General features: G+C 31.5%; 13 protein-coding genes and 1 tRNA gene. All 14 read left to right on the top strand.

Features of this window, described 5'->3' with window-relative positions; all coding sequences use genetic code 11:
- The first annotated feature begins 212 nt into the window (after positions 1–212).
- Complete coding sequence (locus tag G6CMJM_RS01870; RefSeq protein WP_129718785.1) at positions 213–2,771, top strand: valine--tRNA ligase; 2,559 nt, start codon at positions 213–215, stop codon at positions 2,769–2,771.
- 20 nt (positions 2,772–2,791) lie between these two features.
- Positions 2,792–3,313, top strand: a complete 522-nt coding sequence (locus G6CMJM_RS01865; protein WP_129718784.1) for a class IV adenylate cyclase — start codon at positions 2,792–2,794, stop codon at positions 3,311–3,313.
- Positions 3,314–3,431: 118 nt separating this feature from the next.
- Positions 3,432–3,521: transfer RNA gene (locus tag G6CMJM_RS01860), tRNA-Ser, on the top strand.
- Between the two features lie 67 nt (positions 3,522–3,588).
- Positions 3,589–4,134, top strand: coding sequence for an oligoribonuclease (gene orn, locus G6CMJM_RS01855; RefSeq protein ID WP_129718783.1), 546 nt, complete (start codon positions 3,589–3,591; stop codon positions 4,132–4,134).
- Complete coding sequence (locus G6CMJM_RS01850) at positions 4,131–4,562, top strand: MmcQ/YjbR family DNA-binding protein (protein WP_129718782.1); 432 nt, start codon at positions 4,131–4,133, stop codon at positions 4,560–4,562. Before orn ends, G6CMJM_RS01850 begins: the two co-directional genes overlap by 4 nt.
- A 44-nt stretch (positions 4,563–4,606) precedes the next feature.
- Positions 4,607–5,521: a hypothetical protein gene (locus G6CMJM_RS01845; protein ID WP_129718781.1), complete on the top strand. Its 915-nt coding sequence runs from the start codon at positions 4,607–4,609 to the stop codon at positions 5,519–5,521.
- A gap of 36 nt (positions 5,522–5,557) precedes the next feature.
- Entirely contained in the window at positions 5,558–7,294 is a 1,737-nt protein-coding gene (gene dnaG / locus G6CMJM_RS01840) for a DNA primase (protein WP_129718780.1), read from the top strand.
- A gap of 40 nt (positions 7,295–7,334) precedes the next feature.
- Positions 7,335–8,294 carry an RNA polymerase sigma factor RpoD gene (gene rpoD, locus G6CMJM_RS01835; protein ID WP_420887510.1) on the top strand — a complete coding sequence of 320 codons (960 nt, stop codon included), beginning with the start codon at positions 7,335–7,337 and terminating at the stop codon, positions 8,292–8,294.
- A 21-nt stretch (positions 8,295–8,315) separates the two neighbouring features.
- Positions 8,316–8,939, top strand: a complete 624-nt coding sequence (locus tag G6CMJM_RS01830) for a hypothetical protein (protein ID WP_129718779.1) — start codon at positions 8,316–8,318, stop codon at positions 8,937–8,939.
- Complete coding sequence (locus tag G6CMJM_RS01825) at positions 8,920–9,366, top strand: HAD family hydrolase (protein WP_129718778.1); 447 nt, start codon at positions 8,920–8,922, stop codon at positions 9,364–9,366. The genes G6CMJM_RS01830 and G6CMJM_RS01825 overlap by 20 nt, the downstream gene beginning before the upstream one ends.
- On the top strand, positions 9,345–10,217 hold the full coding sequence (gene mutM, locus G6CMJM_RS01820; RefSeq protein WP_129718777.1) for a bifunctional DNA-formamidopyrimidine glycosylase/DNA-(apurinic or apyrimidinic site) lyase: 873 nt from the start codon (positions 9,345–9,347) through the stop codon (positions 10,215–10,217). The genes G6CMJM_RS01825 and mutM overlap by 22 nt, the downstream gene beginning before the upstream one ends.
- A gap of 1 nt (position 10,218) precedes the next feature.
- The gene (holA, locus tag G6CMJM_RS01815; RefSeq protein ID WP_129718776.1) at positions 10,219–11,175 is read left to right on the top strand and encodes a DNA polymerase III subunit delta; all 957 of its coding nucleotides are present in this window, start codon (positions 10,219–10,221) and stop codon (positions 11,173–11,175) included.
- 25 nt (positions 11,176–11,200) lie between these two features.
- The gene (locus G6CMJM_RS01810) at positions 11,201–13,411 is read left to right on the top strand and encodes an FtsK/SpoIIIE family DNA translocase (protein WP_129718775.1); all 2,211 of its coding nucleotides are present in this window, start codon (positions 11,201–11,203) and stop codon (positions 13,409–13,411) included.
- Positions 13,412–13,455: 44 nt separating this feature from the next.
- A partial coding sequence (locus G6CMJM_RS01805; RefSeq protein ID WP_206660766.1) for a 5'-3' exonuclease occupies positions 13,456–14,493 on the top strand: 1,038 nt, incomplete at its 3' end.

Here is a 14,493-nt window from a genome sequence, read left to right as displayed (position 1 = left end):
CAAAAAAATAACTAAATTTAACTTCCCTATTTTAATTTAAAATAGGGATTTTTATATCTTAAAATGGTAAGATATGGTATAATAATATAGAAAATAAAAACGGGAAAAGAGTTTTATGTCTAGTAGTATTTGCCATATTTCACGGGAAATATTGTTAGATGCATCATTAATATTTCCCGTGAAATACTAACAAATTGGATGTAATAATTACTATGAAATTTACTAAAACATACGAACCAAATAATTACGAACCAGAGATATATACTCTTTGGGAAACCTCTAATACTTTTAGCTCTACAGGGGTAGGGGTTCCTTATTCTATAGTAATGCCTCCACCAAATGCTAACGGTAACCTACATATCGGCCACGGTTTAATGGCTGCCGTAGAGGATATCTTGGTGCGTTATCATAGGTTAAAAGGGTATGATGCTGTATATTTACCAGGAGCAGACCATGCAGGTTTTGAAACATGGGTAGTTTATGAACGCCTTTTAAATAAAGAGGGTAAAAGCCGTTTCGACTTCTCTAGAGATGAACTATACCAGCAGGTGTGGGATTTTGTCTCTAAACAACGTGGAGGGATGGAACTTCAATTACGAGCTTTAGGTGTAGGTGCAGACTGGGAAAAGTCTACTTTTACGCTAGATGATAAAGTAGTTAAACGAGTTTACCAAACTTTCAAAAAAATGTGGGATGAAGGTTTGCTTTATCGTGGAGAGAGAATAGTAAATTATTCTACAGCTTTTCAAACTTCTTATGCAGATATAGAGGTTGATTATAAAGAAGAAAAAGGTAAGCTATGGACTATTGCATATCCAGTAATAGGGGAATATGGCCAAGAAGTACAATATATGCTAGTTTCAACTACTCGGCCTGAGACAATGCTTGGAGACTCTGCATTAGCAGTAAACCCTACAGATGAAAGATATGAAAAATTAATTGGTAAAAGCGTAAGAATTCCTCTTATTGACCGTGAAATTAAGATTATAGCTGATGAATATGCTGACCCTAATTATGGTACAGGGGTAGTTAAGATAACACCTTTTCATGATCCCAATGATTTTGAAGTTGGAAAACGTCACAATTTAGAAAAAATCCAAGTTATTGGATTTGATGGTAAAATGACAGAAGAAGCCGGAAAATACAAAGGTATGGCTCCACTTGAAGCTAGAAAAGCCATATTAAATGACCTAAAGAAAGTAAATGCATTATTTAAAGAAGAAGATATTACCCATGTAGTTGGTTATGACTATAAATCAGGCGAGCCAATACAACCATTAATAAAAGAGCAGTGGTTTATTTCTACAAAACCTCTAGCAAAGAGAGCCTTAAAAGCTATTAAAGAGGGCAGAATACGCTTCGTGCCAGAGAATAAAAGCAATGTATTATGTAATTATTTAGAGAATATAAGAGACTGGAATATATCTAGACAAATCCCTTGGGGAATACCAATTCCAATGTTCGTAAATAAAGAAGATAAAACCGATTGGATTTTTAGCAATCAAGTATATCAAAAAACTATTGAAAAAGACGGTAAAACCTATATTAGAGATGAAGATACTCTAGATACATGGTTTTCTAGTGGTCAATGGCCATTTATTACTACAGACTACTTAGAAAATGGGGATCTAGCTAAATTTTATCCTAATAGCGTAATGGAAACTGGACACGACCTAATATTCCCATGGATTTCACGCATGATCATGCTTGGAATATACTGCACCGGAGAGATTCCTTTTAAAGAGGTATATTTGCACGGCATGGTTCTAGACGAAAAAGGCCAAAAGATGAGTAAATCTAAGGGCAATGTAATTAATCCTATGGATGTTATTGCCGAATACGGATCTGACGCTTTTAGGCTTGGAATTATCGCCTCACGATCAGCTGGCCAAAACCAAGCTTTTGCCAAAAATAAGGTTATAGCTGGACGTAATTTCTGTAATAAACTATGGAACATTTCTCGTTTTATAGCAGAAAAGGTAGGAGATCTTCCGTCTACGAAAAAACCTGAAGTAATCACGCCTGCAGACAGTTGGCTTGTTAGAGAACTTAACAACGTCCAAGATCAACTAGATGAATATATTAAAGACTATAGATTTTCAGAAGCAGGGGAATTAATTTATCAAACTGTATGGAATGTTGTGGCGGATTGGTACGTAGAAGCATCTAAAAATAACCCTAATAATGAACTATTAAAATGGGCTTTAGAATTCTGCTTAAAGCTAGCTCATCCTTTTGCACCTTTCGTAACAGAAACTATTTGGCAATCACTACCTTGGACTAGTGGTATTTTAGCTAGTCAGAATTTTTCTGAAAAATTAGAATATAACGAAATGCAAGCTAAAGGGTTTGAAAGAATTCAAGAGTTAGTAATTGAAATTCGTAGAATAACAGCAGAACTTCCAAAAAAGAAACACTATAACTTAATATATTCTAATGACGGCTTAATAGATGAAAATAGTGAAATAATAAAACATCTATCAAGAGTTCCCGAAATAATAAAAAGTGATAATCCACAGGGCTTTGCTTTAGCTGGCAGTGGCTTAGGTGCATTTTTAGATATACCAAATAAGATTCTTATTGAATATAAGGAAGACTTAAAAAATAGAGTAGAAATATTATCTACTCAAATTCAAAACTTAGAAAGTCGCCTTGCAAATAAAAACTATGTAGAAAAAGCTCCAAAAGAGTTAGTAGAGGAGACAAGATTAGATCTAAGTGAAAAACGAGCAGAACTCTCAAAAGTACAAAAAGAATTTAATAATTTATAGTCTATTAAATAGAGATTAAGATGTCATCAAATATAGAATTTAAAGCAAAATTAAATAATCGAAATTTAGCAGAAAATATTATTGCAAAATACAGTCAAGCAAGCCCAGAAATATTAAAACAACAAGATATCTTCTATAATTTTAAGCTTGGTAGGTTAAAGATGCGAACCGTCAACGGCTCAGAGTCTGAACTAATTTTTTACATTCGCCAAAACATTGCTGGAAGAAAGATTTCTAAATATAAACGAATAAAAGTAAAAAATCCTAGGCTAGTTAATTCCGTGCTTTCAAAATTAATGGGAAAAATTGGTGAAGTGAAAAAGATTAGAACCCTTTATCTTAAAGAGAATATTAGATTCCATTTAGACGAAGTTATTGGCTTAGGTAATTTTATTGAAGTTGAGTATATCCTCCCTAAAAATGATCGAAGAGAATTGGCAGAGAAAAAGGTTGATGATATTATAAAAATACTTAAGATTAAGAAAAAAGATTTTATTGATGTATCTTATATGGATATGATAAATAAATCTAAGAAAAAATAACCATTAAATCTATCTTTGGTAGTTTTCTTAACCCACTAATGTGGGTTTTTCTTTTCTTATTATAAAACTAAAAGCCAAAAGGAAATATTAAAAATAAATATGATATAATAAAAAGCAAGGAGAGATGGCCGAGTGGTTTAAGGCGCACGCCTGGAACGCGTGTTGGGTCGAAAGGCTCTCGCAGGTTCGAATCCTGTTCTCTCCGCCAAATATCATATAGAGCTTTATTGCTCTTTTTTTGATTTTTAAAGTGTTTTTAATATATAATAAAAGTAATGGATAAAAAAATATTATGGGTTGATCTAGAAATGACAGGATTAAACCCAAAGAAAGACAGGATATTAGAAGTAGCAGCTATTATTACTGATTGGGACTTTAATGAAATAGCTACTTTTGAATCTGCAGTAAAAGTATCTCCTAAAATTATCAAAGAAAGAATGGTTGGTGATTTTTGGGATAAGTTCTCTGATGTAAAAAATAGTCTTATTGAACAGAATAGACAATCTTCTTCATCTTCTAAAGAAGTAGAGCAGGAATTAATAAGTTTCTTAAACGAACACTTCAAAGAAGATATTTCTAATAATGAAAAAATTATTCTAGCTGGAAATTCCATACATCAAGACCGTAGGTTTATTCGATCTGAGTGGAAAAATTTAGATGAATTATTACATTACAGGATGCTAGATGTTACCTCCTGGAAAATAGTTATGAATGAAAAGTACCATCGTGTATTTGCTAAACCAGAAGAGCATAGGGCATTAGACGATATTAGAGGGTCTATTATGGAATTAAAATATTATCTAAAGAAGGTGAAAAAATGACTTTTGATGAACTTAAAAACTTTTTACTTAATTTTGAGCATAGTTACTGTGAGAATGATGATCAAAACAGTATAGTTTTGTTTAAGATAAACTTAGAAGAAATGCAAAAAGCTACTGAAAATAAACTTGAAAATGCTGAAGAGTTAAGCGAATTTGAAATTAATAAATTTAATTCAAGACTTAAAAAAATAATAGATCTTGAACAGGATCCAATTTTTGCTATATTACATAAGGGCAATTTTCCTGTTCGTTTTGAAGTTAAGGCCGATAAAAACTTATCTCGTCTACTTAGAGAAAAAGAGAGTGTAGTGCCAAGTAAATTATTAGACCAAAATACTTGGAATATGATTATTGGTTTTGGCCAGATACCTAAAGAGGAAGCTATAGACCTTATTAGCTTATCTTACCAACTAGTATCCGAAGCGTAACTTTATTTTTATTAAAGCTTAAGTATGATAAAATAGAGTTAACTATGGATAACTCAAACGACTATAATCAAAACTATAATGGGCAAGGCTATGACCCTAACTTAAATATACAAAATAATGGTCAATTTCCTAACCAACAAAATATTTATAGTCAAAATCCACAACCTACAATAAATAATAATATTAATGCAACATTACCGAATGTCCAGCAACCCCAAGTATATGGTAATCAATATAATGGGCAAGGCTATGACCCTAACTTAAATATACAAAATAATGGTCAATTTCCTAACCAACAAAATATTTATAGTCAAAATCCACAACCTACAATAAATAATACAGATACCGAAAATCCCTACACTATAGAATATTTAAATAAAATTGCACCAAAAAAACAGCAACCTTTTTGGACTATAGGCAAAATTATTGGAGCAATTATACTAGCTTGTGCATTACTTTTTTCTATGTATTTAATATTATTTGGTAATAAAAGTGAAACGGTTACCGAGAATTATGTCAAAATCTATTACAATCTAGACAATCTTCAAAATATATCAGTAAAATATCAGAAGAAAATAAAAGATAGCAAACTATCAGCAATAAATTCCAGCGTATCTTCAAGCTTAGCAACTAATTTAGCTGAGTTTAAATCTGTAATGAACAAAGCTAAGATCCAAATGCCTAAAATAAATAAAAAAGATCAACCTAAATATTATAAGCAATTAGAGTCAACCTATAAAAAACTAGATACAACCCTTGACGATGCGTTCTTAAATGCAACTATAGATCAAGTTTATTCAAGAGAATATTCCTATCATTTATCTATAGTAAAAGATTTAATCTCTTATCGTAAAAAACATGAATCAAATAAGCAAAACAAAGAAACTCTTGATTCTATAGAAAGCAACCTTAAAACATCCATAGAACAAATAAAACAGTTTAGTAAAGAAAGTAAGTAAATAGCTAAATAACTAGCGTTATGCTAAAATACTTATATGCACGATAACGCTACGGAAGAAATACGTTCACGCATTAATATAGAAGACTTAGCTAGTGAATACTTAGATTTAAAACGTGCAGGGAGGAATTTTAAAGCGTTAAGTCCCTGGACTAATGAAAGAACTCCTAGTCTTATAATTAGCAGCGATAAGCAAATTTGGCACGATTTTTCTTCTGGTAAGGGTGGTGATATCTTCAGTTTTATTATGGAAGTCGAAGGACTAACCTTTCGTGAATCTTTAGAATTATTGGCTAGAAAATCTGGAGTAGAATTACAACAATTCGATAATAAAAAAGCGGAATACATAAACAAAAAGAAGAAGATTTATTATGAAATTCTATCTCTTAGTTCTAATTTTTTTCAGTATTGCCTGTCGAAAGATAAGGAAGCTTTGCAATACGCTAAAAACCGTGGTTTAACTAGAGAAATAATACAAGAATTTAAAATAGGATATGCTCCTAGGCACGGTAAAATATTAGTAGATTTCTTAATTAAGAGGGGATTTAGTTTGCAGGACATTAAATCAGCTGGGCTAACTAATAGGTTTGATGGAGATATTTTTAGAGATCGTCTAACAATTTCCTTACAAGATATATCGGGAGCACCTGTTGGCTTTACTGGTAGGCTAATAAGAGATATTCAAAATGCTCCTAAATATCTTAATACTCCTCAGACATTACTTTATGATAAATCTAGTAATGTTTTTGGCCTTTTTCAGGCAAAAAGTGAGATACGTAAAAGTGGTTTTATAGTTGTAGTAGAAGGTAATATGGATGTAATATCTAGCCATCAGGCAGGGGTGAAGAATGTAGTTGCGACAGCAGGAACGGCCATCACTTCAAAACACTTAAAGACTCTTTCTCGTTTTTCAGGGGATATTAGGCTATGTTTTGATTCTGATGATGCTGGAATTAAAGCTACAGAAAGGGCAATATCATTAGCTCAGGAAACTGGAATAGATTTGTCAATTATAACTTTAAACCAAGGGGAAGAAAGAGTAAAAGACCCTGATGAATTAATACAAAAATCTGCAGAATTATGGACGAAAGCAATAAATTCACCTAAACCTGCTATTGAGTGGATATTAGACCAATATGAAAAAAGATTAAATATTGCTGAAGCTACTGGTAAAAAGAAATTCTCTACTATAGCTTTAAAACTATTAGGAAAAATTAATGATCCAGTAGAAAAAGAGTTCTATTTAAAGGATATTGCTAAAAGGATTGGAATTTCAAAAGAGTCTCTATTAGCAAAGCATAAAGACGATAATAGCCCTACTATTATTCGCAAGAAAAAAACAAAAATTCAAAAAGTAGAGCCAATAAATGATAGCTTTATTTATGAGGATGATTTATTAGCACTAATACTAGCTGATCGAAATTTAATAAGATATCTAAAACCCATTAAACCTACCTATTTACATGGAGAAGAGCGTCAAAATATATTAAATGCAATCTTAAATAGCGATGAAGATATGTTGCAAAAAAACGATAATTATGTTAAAATTTTGCTACTGAAAGCGGAAGAACGGCTTGGTGTTATTAAGAGTAGCTCTCAAGCAGAAATAGAGCGTTTGGTTCAGAAGGTTAAAATTGAAAACTTACAAAAACAAAAGCAAAATTTACTTAGCAGGCTAGAGGATATCGAAATTGAAAATGACGACAAAGAAAAAACTGTAATTTTAAATCAAATTATAAAACTAAATAAGGAACTAAATCGTGGCAAGAAGTAAAAAAAATGAACTTCCGGAAGAAATATTAAATGAAGACGGAATTGTAGATGCAACAGTTGGCGTACAGGATCCTGACGAACCAGATTTTAACGCACTGAATGAAGAAGAAAACGACATTACCGAAGAAGATTTATTAAACAGTTCTTTTGTTGATGATATTTCTGATGATTCCGTAAGGATGTACTTACGCGAAATAGGTAGAATACCTCTTTTAAGTATTGAAGAAGAGATGGAGCTAGCCCAAAAAGCACTAGAGGGCGATAGAAGGGCCAAAGATAAGATGGCAGAAGCAAATATGCGTCTAGTTGTTTCTATTGCTAAACGCTATTCTGGAAGAGGCCTTGATTTATTAGATTTAATTCAAGAGGGAAACACTGGTCTTTTAAAGGCTGTAGAAAAGTTTGATCCAGAAAAAGGATTTAAATTCTCTACCTATGCAACATGGTGGATTAGACAAGCTATTACTAGAGCGATAGCCGACCAAGCCAGAACTATTCGTATTCCTGTTCATATGGTTGAAACTATTAATAAGTTAATGCGTGTTACACGTAGACTAACTCAAGAGCTAAACCGTGAACCAACTAATGAAGAAATTGCTAAAGAGCTTGATATTGAACCTGAAAAAGTTGAATATATTCAAAAAATTAAACAAGATATTACTTCATTAGATGCTGGTATTGGTAGAGATGGAGATGACGGCGAAGAGTCTACATTAGGTGATTTTATTGAAGATGAAGATACTAAAAGTCCAGAAGAATCTACCACAATACAAATGCTTAAAGACCAAGTTGGCGAAATTTTAGGAAGTTTATCTGATCGTGAAAGAAAAATTATAGAAATGCGTTTCGGGTTAAATGGGACTAAAAGCCATACATTAGAAGAGGTGGGATTAGAGTTTGCAGTTACACGTGAAAGAATTAGGCAAATCGAAGCTAAAGCGTTACTTAAATTGCGAAAGCACAAAGATTCCAAGAAACTACACGAGTATCTAGAAGATTAATCTATTTTAAGAGGTAAAAATATGAAAGATAAAATAATACGAATCGCTCCAATACTTCTAATTATCGCTATTGCTATATTAGCAATAGCAACCTTAGTAACTATAGGACAAAGTTTTTTTGGAACTGATGAGCAAAAAGTTGAAGAAAAAAGTAAAGTTGAAGAACCAGTAGAAGATTGGAAAACTAACGAGCCAAATAGAAGTGTAAAAATGACAGTTCGTGGACCAATTGTTGCTAATGAAAACTTTAGGTCATATACTGTAGAAGTATCTCAATCTAAAAGAGTTTTAACTACATATAAAGGTTATTTAGGTGAAGTAATTAAACAAGTGAGCCTTCCTAACAGCCCTGACGCCTACGATCAATTTATACACGCTTTAGATAAGGCTAATATGATGAAAGGACAATCTTTTAGCGGTAAGGAAGATGACCTACTTGGAGTTTGTGCTACTGGTCACCTATATGATTTCTCAGTGCTCAAAAACGATACCCTCGAAAAACACCTTTGGACATCTACCTGTAGAGGATCTGTAGGATCGCTTAAGGCTAATACTCAACAGTTACAAAATCTATTTATTTCTCAAATACCTGACCATCAAAAAGTAGTAAAAGATTTAGGCATAGATGAACTATCAAGAAGATAGTGTTATAGCCTTAGATTGCTTTGGTGTTCTAATAACCAAAGAAACATCTTCCGAGCAATTATTTCAGTATTGCTTTAGGAAAAATATAGAGTTATTAGACCATCTTAAGCATTTACATATGCAGGGGGTTAAACTATCAATTTTATCCAATACTGATAAAAAAACTCTAAAAAAATATTTTACTAATGAAGAACTAGACCTTTTTGACAGTATTTTTATATCACAAGAAACGAAAAAATATAAGCCTAGCATAGATGCTTTTTTACAGGTACAAGAATTTTATCCTAATTATAAAATAGTATTATTAGACGACTTAAAAGATAATATAACTGTTGCTAATTCGTTAGGGATATATTCAATCCTATATCAAAATAATAACCAAGCTATAAAGGATATTGATAGTTTATGCCAGAGCTTCCAGAAGTAGAAACAGTAGTAAAAGGACTAAATAAATTAATTCTTAATAAAAAAGTAGTCTCAGTAGAAAGTGATTGGAAAAAAAGTTTTCCTAATGATATTAACGCAGTTGAAAACTTCTTAATAAATAGCATCATAAAAGCTGTTCGCCGTAGAGCAAAAGTTATTATTATAGATCTAAATACTAACTATTCGCTAATATGTCACTTAAGAATGACTGGGCAGCTAGTATATAGAGGGGAATGTAATTGGGGTGGTGGACATCCTAATGATGATTTCTTAGCTAATTTGCCAAATAAATCTACTAGAGTAACATTCTCTTTTAGTGATAATACTAAATTATTTTTTAATGATCAAAGAAAATTTGGTTATATAATTTTATTACCAACTAGCGAAATAAATAACCTACCTTTTTTCAAAAAAGTTGGACCAGAACCCCTTGAGGATAGTTTTAAAGTTGAACATTTTATAGAGAGGGTTTCTTTAAAACAAAATAGTATGATAAAACCTACTATTTTAGACCAGTCTGTTATTGCAGGAGTGGGAAACATATATGCAGATGAATCCCTATGGGAAGCAAAAATACATCCTGAAACAAGAGTAAATAAACTATCGTCCGTAGATCTAGAAAATTTATATAAAGCTATTAGAAAAGTTATGAAAATATCTATTCAAAGAGGTGGATCGACTGATCGTAATTATGTGAAGGCAGATGGAACTCGCGGCAATTATTTAGAATATGCATCTGTATATCATAAAAATAATGAGATATGCAAGAGATGTAAAAAATTTAGAATATCTAAAATAAAAGTAGCAGGTAGGGGTACACATATTTGCGAGAATTGCCAGAAGGTGAAATAATATGAAGAGTAGAATTATCATACTATATGGAGATAATAGTTTCGAGAAGCTAAGAGAGTTATCAAAGCTAAAAAAAGACTTTGAAAATAAGGGTTTCACTATAGAAAATATAAATTCGGAGAATATAGAAGAAGACCAATTTATATCCATAATATCTGGTGCAAGCTTATTTTCTGAAAAGAAATTTATAATAGCAAAAGATATTAGTTTAAATAATAATATTTGGAGTAAGATTGTCCCACTCCTCGATAGGTTATCTACAGATAATTATATTTGTATTATTGAAGATTCTTTCGATAAGCGTAGCAAAATATATAAAGAACTATCTAATGTAGCTACTTTTAAAGAGTTTAAAAGTCTATCAAAAAAAGATCATAACAATGTTATTGAACTCGCAAGGATATTAGCCAAAAATAACGGAATATCTTTAGACATGCAAACAGCCAAAACCCTTATTGATTGGGTGGGGTATGACGAATGGAAAATTAAAGAAGCAATAGAAAAATTATCTTTGCTTGGTGATATTAACGAAGAAAATATTAAGCACTTTATACCCCCTAGTTTAGAAAGCAATACTTTTAATCTCTTAGAATTAACGCTAAAAAGAGATATTCATAATTTATTATCCAATATTAATATTATAAAAAATATAGAGGGTAATGAAGGAGCTTATAAACTTTTAGGACTACTTTCTACTCAATTTTTTCAAATAATATCCCTAAAAATAGGTCTTGATAATAATTTGTCTATTAAAAAAATAGCAAAAGACATAGAAGCTAACGAATGGGCTCTTAATAAAATAAAACCTTTAATTCAATATATCGATTCAAATAATACTGATTTTATTATAGAAAAAATCAGCCAGGCAGATAAATTAATTAAAAGAACCTCTAATCCTTGGGATATTATCGTCGCTACTCTCTCTAGTATAGCAACTATCAATCTTGAAATACAGTAGTAAATATGCTATAATAAAAAAGATTATGGCTAAAAAAACAAAAGGTAAATCAAAAAAAAATGTATCAAAACAAAATACATTACCAGCAGGTTTTTGGGCACAAGTTGGTGCAGTAATTACTATTGTTTTTAGTTTTTTCTTAATTTTATCTTGGTTTGGTAGTGGGGGGCCAGTATTAATAGGCCTACATAAAATACTATTAAATATAATGGGGTATTCTACTTTTATTTTACCTTTAATTTTAATATATCTGTGTGTAGAAATTTTTAGAAATGAACAAAATAAATTATCTGGCTTAAGTGTCTTTTGCTCTATTATTATATTAACTTTATTTAGTGGATTTTTCGGCTTATTCTATAGTAAATCTGGAATACATTTTGGTGGAGCTATTGGATCATTCATGAATCATTTACTACTTAGCTTGGTGAATTCAATTGTAGCTGGCATTATCTATATATTATCTATTTTTATTTTAGTATTATCAGTATTACGCATAACTCCAATTATTGTTATACAAAAAATAGCAGAACTACTAAAAACTAACGACTTTACAAAAAATGATATAATGAATACAAATATCTTTAAAAAAGCCTCAGAAGAAACAACTATAAAAGAATCATCAAAAAATAAAGAATCTACTGAGCTAAAATTAAATGCCGGAGTAGAAATACTAAATAAAAAAGAATCTAATAAAAAAATTAATCCTATTAGTAAAATAAAAGAAAATAAAGCCAAAGTTGAAAAAGAAGCTACAAAAGAGCCTGCTACAGCTTCTTTCATTATCTCTAACTGGCAAAAACCAAGTTTTGATTTGCTAGAAAAATCTCAATCTCCCGCAGATGCTGGAGATATAGAGCAGAATGCGGTAACTATTAAAAACACATTGAAAGAATTTAATATTGATGTTGAAATGGAGTCTGCTAATATTGGACCAAGAGTAACTCAATATACCCTAAGACCACCTAGTGGGGTTAAGCTTAGTAGGATAGAAGCTTTAGAGAGTAATATAGCTTTAAATTTAGCAGCTACTTCTTTAAGAATAGAAGCTCCAATACCCGGAAAAAGAGCTGTTGGTATTGAGGTGCCAAATATAAAGTCTGCAGATGTCCGTTTATTTAGCATAATGAACTCAAAAGAATGGAAAAATGAACATGACCCATTAAGTTTTGCTGTAGGTAAAGATATTTCTGGGGAAGGTGTAGTAGGTAAACTATCCAAAATGCCTCATTTACTTATTGCTGGACAAACTGGCTCTGGTAAATCAGTAATGATGAACTCTTTACTTACGAGCCTTTTATATAGACATAGTCCTGAAGAAATGAAACTTATTTTGGTTGACCCTAAAAAAGTAGAAATGGCTCCATATGAAGATATTCCTCATTTATTAACTCCTGTAATTAACGAACCAGAAAAGGCATTATCTGCATTAAAATGGGCAGTAAATGAAATGGAACATCGTTATGAGCTATTAGCTAAAGAAAAAATTAGAGAAATTAAAAGCTATAATAAAATGGTTATTGCTAAATCTAAAGAAAATTCTAAATCTGAGGATGAAGAACCTTTAGAAACTATGTCTTATATAGTAATTATTATTGATGAGCTTTCCGACTTAATGATGGTTGCTTCTAAGGAAGTTGAAGCTTTAATTGTTAGATTAGCACAAAAAGCAAGGGCAGTAGGTATCCACCTAGTTCTAGCTACACAAAGACCTAGCGTAAATGTTGTTACTGGACTTATAAAAGCCAATGTACCAAGCCGTATAGCCTTTACTGTTGCGTCAAATGTTGACTCACGAACTATCTTAGATCAAGGTGGAGCAGAAAAACTGCTTGGTCAAGGAGATATGCTATTCTATGTTAATGGTATGAGTAAACCAAAACGCGTGCAAGGTGCATGGGTAACTGATGATGAAGTAAATAAAATATGTGATTATCTAAGACTTCAAGCTCCTCCAAGGTATAACAATGAGGTTATAGCCCAACAGGTTCAAGTAGGCGAAAAAGGTGGCATAGTAATGGGTGATATTAGTGGTAGCTCCGATTCACTATTTGAAGATGCTGTTAAGGCAGTCCTTAACGGAAGGGCCTCAGTAACTTATTTACAAAGACGCCTAGGGATAGGCTACGGAAGAGCAGCTAAGCTGATAGATGAAATGGAAGAGCAAGGCATAGTAGGGCCAAGCAATGGGTCTAAGCCTCGTGAAGTGCTAATCAGCAATATAGAAGATATAAAATAAAGCTTAACAATAAGCTTTATTTTATTCTATGCTATAATAAAGTAATGAAAAAGTTGGTAGTTATTGATGGTAAAAGTGTATTCTATAGAGGGTATTACGCTATGGAAAATTTATCAACAGCAGATGGTACGCCAACTGGTGGAGTTTATGGATTTGCAAGCTTAGCCTTAGAAGTTATTAAAAAAATCAATCCTGATTATGTAGTTGTTGCATGGGATAAAAAAGGAACCTCTACCTCAAAAAGAACTGCTATATATTCTGAGTATAAAGCCGGCAGAAAGACTCCTCCTGAAGACTTTTATGCTCAATTCCCTATTTTGAAAGAGCTATTAGAAGCTCTTCATTGGCCATTGTTTGAATGTGATGGGTATGAAGCTGATGATATATTAGGAACTATAAGTGTTCAAGCTAACTCATTAGGTATTGAAAGTAATTTAATTACAAGTGATTTAGATATGCTTCAATTAATTAGTGAAAATACTAAAGTATATGCTATGAAAAAAGGGTTTTCGCAAATTGAAGAATTTAATCTAAAATATTTTGAAGAAAAATATAGATTAAAACAGTCTCAATTTTTAGACCTTAAATCTTTACAAGGAGATTCGAGCGATAATATCCCAGGAGTTCCTGGTATTGGAATTAAAACAGCAACAGCACTTCTTCAAGAGTTTAATACTCTAGAAAATATCTATAGCAACTTAGAAAATATAAAACCATCTTGGGTAAAAAAGTTAGCAGCAGGAAAAGATCTTGCCTTTATGAGTAAAGATCTTGCTAAAATTTGGACTGATGCTCCAGTAAAGCTAAATCTAGAAGATGCAGATATAACTAATTTTGATTATAATAAATTGTTAGATATTTTCAAAAAATTAGAATTTAACTCACTTATATTAAAAATACCAAAAAGTATGCGAACTGGCAAAACTAACAGTAGCTCCACGCAAGTTAGCCTTTTAGATAAAAATAACACTAATTTATCTAATAACTTTAAAAAAATAGATTACGAATCTGTTGATATTTTTTTAGAAAAAATAGCTAATGAAAATTTAGCTCTAGATATAGATAATGAGGGAAAAATCTAT

The organism is Candidatus Nanogingivalis gingivitcus, from assembly GCF_004151455.1.
GTDB lineage: Bacteria > Patescibacteriota > Saccharimonadia > Saccharimonadales > Saccharimonadaceae > Nanogingivalis > Nanogingivalis gingivitcus.
The sequence above is the reverse complement of the archived record's forward strand: the minus strand, read 5'-3'. Positions and strand labels throughout refer to the sequence as shown.

Excerpts from the sequence above, each read along its gene's own strand:
- G6CMJM_RS01870 (WP_129718785.1), top strand. The coding sequence starts at position 213 with ATGAAATTTACTAAAACATACGAACCAAATAATTACGAACCAGAGATA.
- G6CMJM_RS01865 (WP_129718784.1), top strand. The coding sequence starts at position 2,792 with ATGTCATCAAATATAGAATTTAAAGCAAAATTAAATAATCGAAATTTA.
- orn (WP_129718783.1), top strand. The coding sequence starts at position 3,589 with ATGGATAAAAAAATATTATGGGTTGATCTAGAAATGACAGGATTAAAC.
- G6CMJM_RS01850 (WP_129718782.1), top strand. The coding sequence starts at position 4,131 with ATGACTTTTGATGAACTTAAAAACTTTTTACTTAATTTTGAGCATAGT.
- G6CMJM_RS01845 (WP_129718781.1), top strand. The coding sequence starts at position 4,607 with ATGGATAACTCAAACGACTATAATCAAAACTATAATGGGCAAGGCTAT.
- dnaG (WP_129718780.1), top strand. The coding sequence starts at position 5,558 with ATGCACGATAACGCTACGGAAGAAATACGTTCACGCATTAATATAGAA.
- G6CMJM_RS01830 (WP_129718779.1), top strand. The coding sequence starts at position 8,316 with ATGAAAGATAAAATAATACGAATCGCTCCAATACTTCTAATTATCGCT.
- G6CMJM_RS01825 (WP_129718778.1), top strand. The coding sequence starts at position 8,920 with ATGAACTATCAAGAAGATAGTGTTATAGCCTTAGATTGCTTTGGTGTT.
- mutM (WP_129718777.1), top strand. The coding sequence starts at position 9,345 with ATGCCAGAGCTTCCAGAAGTAGAAACAGTAGTAAAAGGACTAAATAAA.
- holA (WP_129718776.1), top strand. The coding sequence starts at position 10,219 with ATGAAGAGTAGAATTATCATACTATATGGAGATAATAGTTTCGAGAAG.
- G6CMJM_RS01810 (WP_129718775.1), top strand. The coding sequence starts at position 11,201 with ATGGCTAAAAAAACAAAAGGTAAATCAAAAAAAAATGTATCAAAACAA.